Annotated in this window: 15 protein-coding genes; 3 read left to right on the top strand and 12 right to left on the bottom strand. The window is 65.4% G+C overall.

Translation table 11 applies throughout. The annotated features are described in order from the left end of the window. From J0M27_RS15130 to J0M27_RS15100, 7 genes are all read right to left on the bottom strand, one after another. The coding region (locus J0M27_RS15130) for an MFS transporter (protein ID WP_294993386.1) at positions 1-1,073 on the bottom strand (1,073 nt) is incomplete at its 3' end. Continuing rightward, on the bottom strand, positions 1,070-1,525 hold the full coding sequence (locus tag J0M27_RS15125; RefSeq protein WP_294993384.1) for a chromate resistance protein ChrB domain-containing protein: 456 nt from the start codon (positions 1,523-1,525) through the stop codon (positions 1,070-1,072). The genes J0M27_RS15125 and J0M27_RS15130, both read right to left, overlap by 4 nt. Continuing rightward, positions 1,522-1,830 (bottom strand): rhodanese-like domain-containing protein, encoded by a 309-nt coding sequence (locus tag J0M27_RS15120; protein WP_294993381.1) that lies wholly within the window; start codon positions 1,828-1,830, stop codon positions 1,522-1,524. Before J0M27_RS15120 ends, J0M27_RS15125 begins: the two co-directional genes overlap by 4 nt. Before the next feature lie 2 nt (positions 1,831-1,832). Further along, entirely contained in the window at positions 1,833-2,423 is a 591-nt protein-coding gene (locus tag J0M27_RS15115) for a Fe-Mn family superoxide dismutase (protein ID WP_294993378.1), read from the bottom strand. Positions 2,424-2,435: 12 nt separating this feature from the next. Next, on the bottom strand, positions 2,436-3,731 hold the full coding sequence (gene chrA / locus J0M27_RS15110; RefSeq protein WP_294993375.1) for a chromate efflux transporter: 1,296 nt from the start codon (positions 3,729-3,731) through the stop codon (positions 2,436-2,438). 109 nt (positions 3,732-3,840) lie between these two features. After that, positions 3,841-4,752, bottom strand: a complete 912-nt coding sequence (locus J0M27_RS15105) for a chromate resistance protein ChrB domain-containing protein (RefSeq protein ID WP_294993373.1) — start codon at positions 4,750-4,752, stop codon at positions 3,841-3,843. 90 nt (positions 4,753-4,842) lie between these two features. Then, on the bottom strand, positions 4,843-5,115 hold the full coding sequence (locus tag J0M27_RS15100; RefSeq protein ID WP_294993370.1) for a hypothetical protein: 273 nt from the start codon (positions 5,113-5,115) through the stop codon (positions 4,843-4,845). A 272-nt stretch (positions 5,116-5,387) separates the two neighbouring features. On the opposite strand from J0M27_RS15100, the gene J0M27_RS15095 reads away from it, so the two are divergent. After that, complete coding sequence (locus J0M27_RS15095; RefSeq protein ID WP_294993367.1) at positions 5,388-6,158, top strand: sulfite exporter TauE/SafE family protein; 771 nt, start codon at positions 5,388-5,390, stop codon at positions 6,156-6,158. A gap of 116 nt (positions 6,159-6,274) precedes the next feature. Here J0M27_RS15095 and J0M27_RS15090 read toward each other — a convergent pair whose 3' ends face one another. Genes J0M27_RS15090 through J0M27_RS15080 form a run of 3 tightly spaced genes read right to left on the bottom strand, consistent with a single transcriptional unit; the run spans position 6,275 to position 9,429 of the window. Continuing rightward, positions 6,275-8,029 (bottom strand): adenylate/guanylate cyclase domain-containing protein, encoded by a 1,755-nt coding sequence (locus J0M27_RS15090; protein WP_294993364.1) that lies wholly within the window; start codon positions 8,027-8,029, stop codon positions 6,275-6,277. Between the two features lie 9 nt (positions 8,030-8,038). Continuing rightward, the gene (locus J0M27_RS15085; protein WP_294993362.1) at positions 8,039-9,016 is read right to left on the bottom strand and encodes an ABC transporter substrate-binding protein; all 978 of its coding nucleotides are present in this window, start codon (positions 9,014-9,016) and stop codon (positions 8,039-8,041) included. Further along, positions 9,016-9,429, bottom strand: a complete 414-nt coding sequence (locus J0M27_RS15080; RefSeq protein ID WP_294993359.1) for a hypothetical protein — start codon at positions 9,427-9,429, stop codon at positions 9,016-9,018. The genes J0M27_RS15085 and J0M27_RS15080 overlap by 1 nt, the downstream gene beginning before the upstream one ends. A 15-nt stretch (positions 9,430-9,444) precedes the next feature. Between J0M27_RS15080 and hflX the strand changes: the two genes are divergently transcribed. Together hflX and J0M27_RS15070 are read left to right on the top strand one after the other, a co-directional pair. Then, positions 9,445-10,800 carry a GTPase HflX gene (gene hflX, locus J0M27_RS15075; RefSeq protein WP_294993357.1) on the top strand — a complete coding sequence of 452 codons (1,356 nt, stop codon included), beginning with the start codon at positions 9,445-9,447 and terminating at the stop codon, positions 10,798-10,800. Positions 10,801-11,152: 352 nt separating this feature from the next. Next, a complete protein-coding gene (locus tag J0M27_RS15070; RefSeq protein ID WP_294993354.1) occupies positions 11,153-11,518 on the top strand; it encodes a nuclear transport factor 2 family protein in 366 nt (121 codons plus the stop codon). Between the two features lie 23 nt (positions 11,519-11,541). Here J0M27_RS15070 and J0M27_RS15065 read toward each other — a convergent pair whose 3' ends face one another. Further along, positions 11,542-12,456 (bottom strand): alpha/beta hydrolase, encoded by a 915-nt coding sequence (locus J0M27_RS15065; RefSeq protein WP_294993351.1) that lies wholly within the window; start codon positions 12,454-12,456, stop codon positions 11,542-11,544. A gap of 28 nt (positions 12,457-12,484) precedes the next feature. Then, positions 12,485-13,141, bottom strand: a complete 657-nt coding sequence (locus J0M27_RS15060; protein WP_294993348.1) for a glutathione S-transferase family protein — start codon at positions 13,139-13,141, stop codon at positions 12,485-12,487. Between the last annotated feature and the right edge of the window lie 15 nt (positions 13,142-13,156).

Below are 13,156 nucleotides of genomic sequence, written 5' to 3'. Positions count from 1 at the left end.
AAGGCCGGGCCCAGCGCAGCGGCAAGGCTGCGCGGCACGGCCGTAAAGCTCGCCGCCGCCGCGCGCCCGCCGGGCGTGACCACCGCCATGACATAGGCCGAACGCGCCGGCACATCCATCTGCGACAGCGCGGCGCGGGCCAGCAACAGGCCCATGGCCCAGATCATGTCTGGCGCCAGCGCGGCAAGGATGAGGAAGAGGCTGGCCGGGATGTGGGTGAACACCATGGTATTGATCAGGCCGATGCGGCGGGCCAGCCAGGGGGCCGCGAGTTGCGAGATCGCGCCCAGCAGTCCGGACCAGAAGAAGAAGGCGCCCGCCGCCGCCAGCGAGAGCCCGAAGCTTTCGAACAGCCACAGCGCCAGCAGCGAATTCACCACCAGCCCGCCGGCGAAGGCATCCACCGAGAACAGCAGCGCGAGCCGGACGACGATGCCGCGCGAAGGGCCCAGCGGCATGGGCGGTGTCGCCTCTGCCTGCGCCACTGGCATTGGAATGCGCACATACAGTCGCCAGATCAGCAGGCCGACACCGGCATAGACAAGGAACATGCCACGCAGGGCTTCAAGCCGGTCGACGCCGGCTTCGGCGAGCAGGTCCGGCAGGCCGGCGGCCAAGGCGCCTGCCGCAGCGCACAGGGCCCCGACCAGGCTGTAGCGCGCAAAGATGCGGGTGCGGTCCATGCCCTCGCCCACCTGCGCCAGGCGCGCATGTTCCAGCGGCAGGAACACGCTGACATCGCCCGAGCCGGGATTCAGCGTGCCGAGGAAGGCCACCAGCAGCAGCGGCCAGAAGCTCGTCAGCCCGGCGAAGGCCAGCCCGGTGGCGGCCATCAGCAGGGCCGCGCCGAGCAGCAGCGAGCGCTGCGGCGCGCGATGGCCCCAGGCGCCCAGCGCCAGCGTCGCCAGCGCCGAACCAAGCAGGGTCGCGGTGCTCAGCACGCCGACTTCCCAGACGCCATGGCCGAGCGCCAGCAAGTAGGCCGGCAGCAGCACCGCGACGCAGCCATCGACCCCGGCACGCAGGCCGCGCCCGAACAGCAGCAGGCGCAGCTCGCGGCGGGCGGCGCTCATTTCATCCCAAGAAAACGCCCGATCTGCTTCAAGGGCGTGTCGGCGCACCAGGCGTAAAGCGCGTCGTAGATGACCATGCCGTGCTTCAGCATTTCGTGGTCGTTCTCGAAGTTGAGCGAGAGCCCTTTCGAGATCGCCAGCAGGCCGTGGGATTCCTTCGCCAGTTGCGGCGCGCCGCAGTCGGCGGCGCGCACGATCAACGCCAGCTTGTCCAGCGCGGCATCCTTCAGCGCGTATTTGGCGATGAAGGCATCGAAGCTGCACCGGTCGCCATGGTGGCCGAGCTCGACGCCCGGCACGTCATAGGGAATCGCGCCGGTTTCGGCGGCAATTTTCATGACATCGCCACCCGGCACGTAGAGGAACTCGGGGCTTTCGTCGACGAAGCGCGCCACCAGCCAGGGGCAGGCGATGCGGTCGATCTTGGGACGTTCGCGGGTGATCCATTTCATTTTGCATTTACCTCCCCGCCAACAGCCTTCCAGGCTTCCATGCCGCCCTCGATGAATCCGGCATCGAGTCCGGCGGCGCGCAGGGTATCGACCACGCCGTTCGACACCGAGCCGCCGCGCACGCAATAGAGGACGATTTCCTTGTCCTTCGGCAAGGCTCCCACCCACTCCGCGATCTGCGCGGGATCGTGCCAGCGTGCGCCGGGGATTTGTTCGGCCGACACATCGCGATCGGCGGCGCGCCTGACGTCGATCAGGTGCTTGCCGGCGAGCTTCAGGTCCTGCGGCTTGATCGTGCGCTCCATGATCAGGCTCCGGCGAGCGCCGCGAACTTGCGCGACGCGGCGGCGAGGTTGGCGTTGTTCATGAAGGCATCGACATAGGCGCCGGCCTTGGCGCCGAAGTCCATGTGGTAACTGTGCTCGTACATGTCCAGCGCCAGCAGCGGCGTCGCGCCGGCGAGGTTGCCGGTATGGTCGGCGGCCCAGGTGTTGATGAGGCGCCCATCGCGCGGCGACCAGGCCAGCAGCACCCAGCCCGAACCGCCGCCCAGCGCCTTGCCCATGGCGGCGAACTGCGCCGCCCACTTGTCGACGCCGCCGAAGTCGGTGTCGAAGCGTGCGGCCAGCGCGCCGGATGCCTGGCTCGCGCCCAGGCTGTCGAAGAACACCTCATGCAGCAGCATCGAGTTCATTGCCACCATCTGCTCGCGCTTGAGGCCGTTGATGGCGAACACCGGGGCCGCGGGCCAGTCGAGCGCGGCCAGTTGCGCCTCGATGGCGTTGAGGCGCTTGACTGCGCCGCCGTAGTTGTTCTCGTAATGGCTGACGATGATCTTTTCCGACATGCCGGCGATGGCGCCGGGGTCGCAGGCAAGGGGCTTCAGTTCGTAGGGCATGGTGATTTCCTTTCAGCGGATGAACGAGAGCGCCAGGCCCAGCAGCGCGCAGACGCCGATTACTTTCATGATGTCCTGCTTGTACTTCCACAGCGCGACGAAGGCGGCGGCGGCGATCAGCACGGCTAGGCCCTCGAAGGACCCGCCGAAGGGCGCGGCGGCGGTGGCCTGCGGCCAGAAGGTATGCCAGGCGAAGAAGGCGGCCAGGTTCACGATCACGCCGACCACGGCGGCGGTGATGCCGGTCAGCGGCGCGGTGAATTTGATGTCGTCGCGCGAGGCCTCGACCAGCGGTCCGCCGGCGATGATGAACAGGAAGCTGGGGAGGAAGGTGAAGAAGGTCGCCACCGTTGCACCCGCCAGGCCCGAGGCAATCGAGCCGCCGGCCGCCGCCTTGGCCACGCCGCCGAGGTAGCCGACCCAGGTGACGATCATGATCAGCGGTCCCGGTGTGGTTTCGCCCAGCGCCAGGCCGTCCATCATCTGCGGGCCGGTGAGCCAGGCGTACTGCTCGACGCCGCCCTGATACACGTAGGGCAGCACCGCATAGGCGCCGCCGATGGTGAGGAAGGCGGCCTTGGTGAAGAACTCGCCCATGTGGTAGAGGTCGGCATTACCGCGCAGCGCCAGCAGCGTTGCGGCGCCGACGGCAACGAAAGCGAACGTGGTCAGGGCCAGCTTGGCCAGGGAGAACTTCGCGTGCGGCGGCGGCGGCGTGTCGTCGTCGATCAGCGCCGGGCCGTAGCCCTTGTTGCTGCCGCCATGGCCGCCGCCGCCGGAAAACTTCCCCGGCAGCAGTTTGCCGCCAATCGCGCCGAGGATGCCCGCCGCCAGCACAATCCAGGGAAAGCCGATGTCGAAGAAGAAAATACCGACGAAGGCGGCGGCGGAGATCGCCAGCAGCAGGCCGTTCTTGATCGCGCGCGAGCCGATGCGCCAGGCCGCGAAAAGCACTACGGCCACCACGGCCGGCTTGATGCCGTAGAACACGCCCTGCACCAGCGGCAGGTCGCCGAAGGCCAGATACAGCCCGGCCAGCAGGGAGAGCAGGAAGAAGGCCGGCAGGAAGAACAGCAGGCCCGCCATCAATCCGCCGCGCAAGCCGTGCAGCAGCCAGCCGGTATAGATCGCCAGCTGGCAGGCTTCCGGCCCCGGCAGCAGCATGCAGTAGTTGAGCGCATGCAGGAAGCGGTGCTCGGAAATCCAGCGCCGGCGCTCGACCAGCTCCTGGTGCATGATCGCGATCTGTCCGGCCGGGCCGCCGAAGCTGATGAAACCGAGCTTGAACCAGAAGCGCAGGGCTTCCATGAAAGTCGGCGCTGATGGGCGGAGCGGGGAATTCGCGGAGCATTGCTCCGCGCCCGCGGAGCCGGCTGGCTGTGCAAAGCCAGCCGTGGAAGGTGAATCCTTATTTGAATCAGCCATTCGTGGGCTCCTGTTGGTAGTGCTGATAGAGGCCGTCGAACACGCGCGCGGCGGCAGTGAGCAGTTTGTCGTCGTCTTCGGACGCGGCGCGCAGGCCGGCCAGCACGGCTTCGACGCCGGCCGCCTCGGCCACCGGCACGCCGCCGACATCGAGGCAATGCACGATCGCTGCAATTTGCGAAAGCGCGGGATCGGCGTCGAGGCCGAAACTCGCGGCGAGAACCTCGAAGCTGACGCGTCCGCCGACATGGGTAAATGCGGCGCCGTCGAAGTCGAAGCCGAGCGCGGCCTTCGGGCATTTCTTCGGATTGTCGAGCCAGAGGAACTTCGCCTTGCGGTCGATGAAGCGGCGGATCAGCCAGGCCGAGGCCATGCGGTCGACCCAGAGGTTTTTGCGCGTCGCCCAGGTGCGGCCCTGAAAGTCGGCGCTGGCGAGACGGCGAATTTCTCCGGCCGTCGTCGCCGGTTCGCCGTTGGCCGCCGCTTCGAGCGCCGCCAGCGCCGCCCGGGCCTGGCGCTGCGCCTCGCCGGGGAAATAATCGATGGCGACCAGCGCCGCCAGGTCGCGTTTCAGGCCGCGCAAGGCCTTGCCGTCATTGCCATCGGTCCGGCCCATCGTCGCCAGCAGCGCGGCGTAATCCGTTGCACGATCGAACAACGCGATGATGGCGGCCTGCTGGCTTTCGTCGCGTCCGCCGAGCAGGAAGACATCAGCCATGCCCTGTGCGGCACGCACTTCGGCGGCCACTTCATCCAGCGCCGCGACATGTTTTCCCGAGTCGGGCAGCAGATACACCCCGTCGCGCAGGGTGGCACAGCCCAGCGCACGCAGCGCGCGCCAGATGCGCATGCGCCCGGCGGTCTGACGCGTCGGCAGGCTGACGAACAGGGCGAGGAAGTCCATGGGCGGTTACATCGTCGTGTTGATGTAACATCAATAACATATTTCGTAACCTTATAACAAAAACACCATCTGACCTTTCCGGCGTGGCAATCAGCGACCGTGGCCGGCCTTCGGCTTCGCCGCCGGAGTCGGCGCCGGCGGCTGCGGATAACGGATCACCACGATCTGCTCCTCGGCTTCGAGCCAGAACTCGCCATGCGGCCCCTTGGCGTTGCCGGTGATCAGCAGGATCAGGCCCTCCTCGTGGCGCACCTCGGTCACGGTTTCCCAAGCGAAGGTGGGATGGGCATTGCTGCCGGTGCCGTTGTAGATGTGGTCGTTCACCCGTACCTCGGACGCCGCCACGGTAATCTTGTTGGTCATGAGCGCTCCTCCCGGTTTTCCTGGTCGCAGCCTAACACTCATGGTACCAAGCGCCACCCGCAGAGATGAAACACGCGAAAAGCCAAATATTCGCCCGCCCCCCTTCCCCCCCTCGCGGGGGGTTACCGTTCGGTGCGCTACGCGCGTTTGTCACTGGGGACTCCGTACAAAGTATTTCACATTCATAGAGGCGGCATGCCGGCGTCCGGTTCAGGCCGAGATTCCGCCGCGGTCGACTGGATCGGCGGCGGGAACTGGGTGATCATCACCCGATGTTCGACCATGCCGCCACCCTGCCGCCCGCCTTCTGGCTGCTCGCCGCGATCGCCACGCTGCTGTTCGGCATGTCCAAGGCCGGCTTCGGCGGCGCCGCCGGCAGCCTCGGCGTGCCGCTGATGGCGCTGGCCGTGTCTGCACCCTTCGCCTCCGCCGTGATGCTGCCCATCCTGCTGACGATCGACCTCATCGGACTGGTGGTGTTCCGCGGCCGCGCCGATGCGGCCAACCTGCGCATCATCCTGCCCGGCGCGATGCTCGGCATCGCCTTGGGCTGGCTCACCTTCGGCCATGTCGACGGGCGCTGGATCAAGCTGCTGATCGGCATCGAGGCCGTGACCTTCGCCCTCGATCGCTTCCGCGCCGCGCGCAGCACCGCCAACGCCGTGTTGTCAGCGCCGACTTTTGGTCCCGGCATATTCTGGAGCAGCGTCGCGGGCTTCACCAGCTTCGTCTCGCACGCCGGCGGCCCGCCGATCATGCAATACCTGATGCCGCAGAACATGGACAAGATGCGCATGGTCGGCACCACGGTAATCTTCTTTTCGGTGGTGAATTTCGCCAAGCTCGGACCCTATGCCCAGCTCGGCCTGATCGACCTCTCCAACCTCGGCGTATCGCTGCTGCTGGCACCGGCGATCCCGCTCGGCTACTTTCTTGGCTACCGCCTGCTGCACGCCGTCGACATGCGCGGCTTCAACCTCGTCACTGCCTGGACGCTGCTGGCGGCGGGCGCCAAGCTGATCTACGACGGGATCGCCGGATAAACGGGCCAAGTCGAAAGCAGCTTGCATTGCCTTGGCGCGACCTCGGCAAAGTGCGCAAACCGGACAGAATGGCCTGCACAGTCACGCAACGGGTTCCCGGCCATTATGGCCATTGGTCATTTCGGCCCAATGACAAAATACATGTCGATCTCGCCTTTGCCCTTGGCAGCAATCTTTCCCCGGTATTCGCAATCGAATTCATTGCAAGCCAGGTCATAGGTATAGGCCGATACATTGACCCGCCCGACCTGACCGGAACTCTCCATCCTGGAAGCGATATTGACCGTGTCGCCCCAGATGTCAAACGCGTACTTCTTTCTGCCGACGATCCCCGCAACCACCGGCCCGGAATGAATACCGACACGGACTGACCACTTGAACGCAGCAGTGGCGTTTCGCCGGTCCAGAAATTCCACCAGCGCAAGGCCGGCCCGGATACAGCGTTGCGCATGATCCGCGCATGGTACCGGCAATCCCGCTACCGCCATGTAAGCGTCGCCGATCGTCTTGATCTTCTCGACGCCGAAGTGCTCCGTGATGTCGTCAAACGAGGCAAATATCTCATTCAACTCCGCAACCATCCGGTCTGCGGGCATTGCCGAGGCCGCCTGCGTGAAGCCGCTGAAATCCGTAAATAGGATGGTGACCGACTCGTAACGAACCGGACGCACATGACCGGTCAGCGATAGCTCCGCGGCAATTTCAACCGGGAGCATGTTGTGCAGCAAGCTCTGGGAACGTCTTTGTTCCTTCTGCAGCTCGGCAGTGCGCTCCTGCACCTTTTGCTCAAGCTGGGAATACGAGGCACTTAGGTCCGCGCCCATCTTGTTGAACTGCTCTCCCAGCTCCTGCAGTTCGTCGCCGGTGACGAGATCGATCCGGTGGCCGAGTTCGCCTGCACCAATGGCGGCTGCCCCTTCACGCAGGGCATTGATCGGGCGCATCAGGCGCCGCGCCAGCAGCAGGCTGGCCAGTACCGCCAGCAGCAGGCCGGCCAATAGCACCATCGCGCTGCGAAGCATGGAGATATAGAGGGGCGCCAGCGCTTCTTCCTGCAACTGCTCGACAAATACGGTCCAGCCCAGCGGTTCGATCCGCGCGTACGCCGTTAGCACCTTGCGCCCACTACTGTCACGGGCATCGTCTTCGACGGATCGGCCCAATTCAATGAAACTTGCGGAGAGTGCGGCCTTGACTTGAGGAAGCACGGACATGTCCGTCTTCCTCAACACCAGGCTGATGTCCGGGTGCGCGATCAGGGCGCCATTTCTATCGACGACGTAGGCGAGTCCGGTCTTGCCAATACGGATCTGGGTAATGACATCCCAGATGAACTTGAGGTTGACCTCGACCGCTGTTACGCCGCTGCCACGTCCGGCCCGGGATGCAATGGACATGTAGGGTTCGCTATCCTTGCGAAAATAGACGGGCCCGAAATAGGTTCCGCTCTTGCCTGCCTGGATGAAGGATGCATCCCCAGACCGGTCCCGGCTGGCACCGATCACATCCAGGGCCAAACGCGACAGCCGCACCTGCTCCAGGCCGTTTCCATCGATGTAGGAAGCTTCCATGATCGCCGGCACCTGGCGCAGCAGCTTCACCAGGTCGAGCCGTCTCAGTTCGATGGCGCTGGAACCCTCGCCGAACTGGGGAAAGGTCGTCCAGCCGAGCTGGCGCTCAATTTCCCGGACGAACTGGTCAATACGGACTGCCGCAGATTGCGCCTTTTCATGCTCCAGGACGAGCAGGGCTGCACGTGTTTCCTGGTATGAAAAATAGAGGCTTAGAGCTCCGCTAACGAGCAGCGCGCCACCCACCAGGGACACAAGCAAAACTGCATATTTTTGGAAAAGCCGCGCCCTATGCAGCATACGGTCTGCCTACTCGATAACACGGTCGGCGCGCAGGAGGAAAGACTGGGGCACTGCGATGCCCAGTGCCTTCGCTGTCTTGAGGTTAACGATCACCTCAACGGTCGTCGGCATCTCGACCGGCAGTTCGGCCGGTTTCGCGCCCTTGAGAATTCGATCAACGTGGTAGGCGAGGCGGCTCCAGCAGGCATTGAGGTTAGGGCCGTACATGAGCAACAGGCCGGCTTCGGCAAAAACATCCCATCCTGACACCGAGGGCAGGCGATGCTTGATGGCATAGGCGGCAATTCGCTCCTTGCCTGTCAAAGTAACGGAATCGGGGAACACCACGAGCGCCTGAGCCCCACCCGCTCGCGCCGACTCCAATGCTGCATCGATTTCTGGCAGGCTTCTTACCGGGTAGTAATCCATCCGAATCTGCAGCTTGTCAGCAGCGGCCTGGGAGGCGGCTCGTTCAAGCAGCTCCCCGGCGTGCCCGGGGTCGGCGATTACAGCAACACGATTGAGCTTCGGCAAGAGTTCCTTCAGCATTTCCATGCGCTTGCCGACCAGCTCTGGGGCAAGGAACTGAATTCCTGTTACGTTGCCACCCGGCCGGGCATGGCTCGCAACCAGTTTGCCTTCGACCATGTCGCCACTGAAACCGCTGACCACCGGGATGGTCCTGGTCCGCTGCATGACGGCTCGAACGGCAAATCCCTGAGTGACGATCAGGTCCGGTGGGTTAGCCACAAGCTCTGCGGCCAGTTGATAGGTCTTCTCCTGGGAGAACTCGCCCATGAGCACATCGATGGTGACATTTTTGCCGGCAACGTAGCCTTGCTGCTGCATGCCTCTGGTAAAGGCGGCAAGCATGCCTTCTACCGAGCGTGCATCACCGTAACTGAACCACGCTACGCGGGGAATACGCTTTTTTTGGCCCCATGCGGGCAAAGTCGCCAGCGTGAGTGACGAACCCAAAATTGCCAAGACCTCGCGACGCTTCATCACCCGCCCCAGAAAACATCAATGGTGAAACGCGATATTACTCCGGAGTAGCAGCGCTGATCTTGAAAGGCCGGTTTCAAAGTGTACCGGTCACCTTTGTGAACTCGAAACGGATACGACGAATGGCAGCACAGACCCGATTGCGAGCCGCAACCCGCTTCAGCGCGATCTTCCACGCACCCCCAAAAAAAAGCCGCACGCCGGCGGATCGTCCTGCTCTCACCGGCGTGCGGCCGTTTGCCGCGACGGACTGAGTAGTTCATTTCAAGCCGGGCGCCGACGGCCCCGGTAGCCGCGTTGTAGTCGAGGTTGCGCTTGTCCGACTCGACCTTGGCGGTTGCTACCGAAGGCTCATCGCCGGCATTCTCGACAATGGTGCTGGGACGGGTACTATCCGCCTTCGCCCAAACCATAGCAGCCCTTTCCGCATGCAAAAAGAAGTCAAGGACAAGCCCATCAACGCCGTGGTCGCGGCCGTGCAACTGCCATCCGTGAGCGATATCGAGTTCGAGGCCTCGCTGGCCGAACTGCGCGACCTCGCCAAGACGCTCGGCTTCGAGATCGTCGCCACCTTCACCCAGAAGCGCTCCAGCTTCGACGCGACGGCCTACCTTGGCACCGGCAAACGCGAGGAAATCAAGGCGTTCATCGACATGGAACCGGCGCCCGGCGCCTTCGAGCCGGCGCGCCATGCCGCCGCCGACCCGAACGCCGGCAGGATCGACGCCATTTTCGTGGACCACGAGATTTCGCCCTCGCAGGCGCGCAATCTGGAAAAGGAGCTCGGCTGCGAGGTGATGGACCGCACCATGGTCATCCTCGAAATCTTCCACCGCCACGCCACTTCGCGCGCCGCGCGCGCCCAAGTCGAAATCGCCCGACTGGGCTACATGGCGCCGCGCCTGCGCGAGGCGGCCAAGCTGGCCGGGCCGCAAGGCCGGCAGCGCAGCGGCACCGGCGGGCGCGGTGCCGGCGAATCGCACACCGAGATGGACCGGCGCAAGATCCGCGACCGCATCGCCGAGTTGCAGCAGGAAATCGTCGCCATGGACGCCGAGCGCAAGACCCAGCGCGCGCGCCGACTGGAGCGCCAGGGGCTGGCCAGCGTGGCGCTGGTCGGCTACACCAACGCCGGCAAGTCGACCCTGATGCGCGCGCTGACCGGCAGCGACGTGCTGGTCGAGGACAAGCTGTTCGCCACGCTCGACACCACCGTACGCGCGCTGCAACCCGAGAGCCGGCCGCGCGTGCTGGTCAGCGATACGGTCGGCTTCATCAAGAACCTGCCGCACGGCCTGGTCGCCTCTTTCAAGTCCACCCTTGAGGAGGCGCTCGACGCCGCCCTGCTGCTGCACGTCATCGACGCCAGCGATCCCGGCTTCGAGCGGCAGCTGGCGGTGACCGACAAGGTGCTGGCCGAGATCGGCGCCCAGGAGGTGCCGCGCATCCGCGTCTTCAACAAGGTCGACCACGTTGGCGACGACGCCGCGCAGGCGGCCCGCGAAGCCGAACTGCGCGCGCTCTATCCCGATTGCATCGTAATGAGCGCGCGCCGCGCCGACGATGTCGCCACCCTGCGCGAGGCTATCCTCGCCGCCTTCCGCCAGGACGAGGTCGAAGCCGAACTGTTCCTGCCCTGGTCGGCGCAGCAGCAGCGCGGGACCGTCTTCGCCAGTTGCGAGGTGCTGGGCGAACGCGCCGACGAGAACGGCGCCTTCCTGCGCGTGCGCGGCGAGCGTGACACCGTGGCGGCGCTGCGGGAGAAGTTCGCCGGCACGCCGTAGCACGATTCGCGGCGTTCCCCGCACTGACCATCAAGGGCCAGGACCTCGGCTTCAGCTTCGGCCGCAGCGATTAACCGGGGATCCTGCGCTGCGCGCTTGACCACGGGTCTCGCCTGCTTGGCTTTTTGCATCGGCGCCAGCGATCGTGCGCGTCACTTTCTGCAACGTCCCGCGCCACAAGGATTCAGAATTGCGGCGGACGATTGCCCCGGCAATCCGCAGCCGCCCAGCACGAATTGCGGCCAACAAAAAGTCGGCGCTGGCGATACGGCGAATCCGGCTCGTCCCGACCAAAAATGCCGGGCGCCCCCATAATCCGGACTCCTCAATCCACAACCACCCAACCACCATCATGAAAACGGATCAAGAATCCTGGCTCGCCAGCCTGTTTGCCAGCATCGACGCCATGAATGTCGAGCGCTTCGTCGCGCACCTTGCTCCGGATGTCGAATTCCAGTTCGGCAACCTGCCGCCGGCGAACGGCACGGCGCAGGTGACGGCCATGGTCGCTGGATTCTTCGCCGGACTGCGCGGACTGCGCCACACCCGGCTCGGATCATGGGCCGCCGGCGACACCCTGATTTGCCGCGGCACGGTCGCGTACATCCGCCACGACGGCCGCGAAGTCGTCCTGCCCTTCGCCAACATCATGCGGCTCGACGCCGGGCTGGCACGCGAATACCGCATCTATGCCGATGTCTCGCCGGTGTATGCCTGAACGCGATCCGCTGCAAGGCGCTATCAATGGCCGGGAGGCGCGCCGGCAAGCGAGGCGATGAATCCGCGCAGGCGATCGGCGACTTGCGCCGGGTCTTCCTCCGGCAGGAAGTGGCCGCAATCCAGTGCAGCGCCGCGCACATCGGCCGCTTTTTCGCGCCACAGCGCGAGCACATCGTAGTTTCGCCCGACGAAGCCGCGCGCGCCCCACAGCACCAGCAGCGGCACATGCAGGCGGCGCCCGCCTTCGGCGCGGTCATGGACCAGGTCGATGCCTGCCGCGGCGCGGTAGTCGTCGCAACTGGCACGGATCGCCTCGGGGTCGGAAAAGCAGCGGACGAACTCGGCGACCGCTGCGTCGGCAAATGCTGCATCGTTGCCCATGCTCCAGCGCGAGAGGCAGCCGCGCAGCCAGCCAGCCGGATCGGCGGCGATCATGCGCTCGGGCAGCGGCGCCGCCTGGATCAGGAAGAACCAGTGGAAGTAGGCGGTGGCCAACGCCTGGTTGGTCAGCTCGAAGGTGGTCAGCGTCGGCACGATGTCCATCACGCAGGCGCTCAGGATGCGCGCCTCGTGGTCTAGGCAAAGCCGGTGCGTGACGCGCGCGCCGCGGTCGTGCCCCGCGACGTGAAAGCGCGGGTGGCCGAGCGCCGTCATCAGCTCGGCCATGTCCTGCGCCATCGCGCGCTTGGACTGGTTGGCGGCGTCGGGCCGCGAAGGCGGCTTTCCCGAGTCGCCATAGCCGCGCAGGTCGGGGATGACCAGCGCGTAGTCGGCGGCGAGCAGCGGCGCCAGCGCGTGCCACATGGCATGCGTTTCGGGATAGCCGTGCAGCAGGAGCAGCGCCGGCTGGCGCGGGTTGGGCCGCAGCCGCAGATGGATTTCCGTGCCGCCGACAACGATGCGCCGCGCGGCGAAGGATGCGTCGAAGAGAGCCACGCCCTGCTCCCGTCTGCCGTCCGGCGCGCTACCTGGGCTTGTAGGTGTCGAGCCGGATGCCTTCGCGCGCCATCGCGGCCGCCACCGCGGGATGCGCGGCGACACGCTCGACGAATGCCTGGTAGGCCGGCAGCGTGGCCGGATCAATGCCGGCCAACCCGCCCCAGCGCAGGAACACCAGCGCATAGAAATCGACGAAGGAAGGCTTGTCGCCCAACAGCCATGGGGCAGCATGGGCGGTCATGGCCTGGATGCGCTCCAGGTGTTCGCGGAACTTCGTCACGGCCTGGGTCCTGACATCGGCCTGCGCATCATCGCCGGCGGCGAAAGCGGCCGGACGAAAGACATGGGTGAAGGTCGGATGCACGGTGTTGTTCATCCAGACGAAGGTGGATAACGCCTGGGCGCGCTGCCAGGGATCGACGGGCAGCAGGCCTGCCTGCGGAAAGCGCCGGTCGAGGAAGTCGCAGATGGCCACGATCTGGGTCAGCGGCTTGCCGTCTTCCACCAGCACCGGCACCAGGCCCAGCGGATTCAGCGCCAGGTACTCGGGCGTGTGCTGCTCGCCCTTGTGCAGCTTGACGGACTGGGTCTCGAACTCCGCGCCGGTGGCGGCCTTGACCACTTCCAGCGCGGCATGGGGCACGAAGGAACAGGCGCCGGGACCGTAATACAGCTTCAGCATGGTGGTGACTCCTCT

The organism is Sulfuritalea sp. (assembly GCF_017302275.1).
GTDB lineage: Bacteria > Pseudomonadota > Gammaproteobacteria > Burkholderiales > Rhodocyclaceae > Sulfuritalea.
Note: the sequence above shows the minus strand (reverse complement) of the source record. Positions and strands in the feature narration are given on the sequence as shown.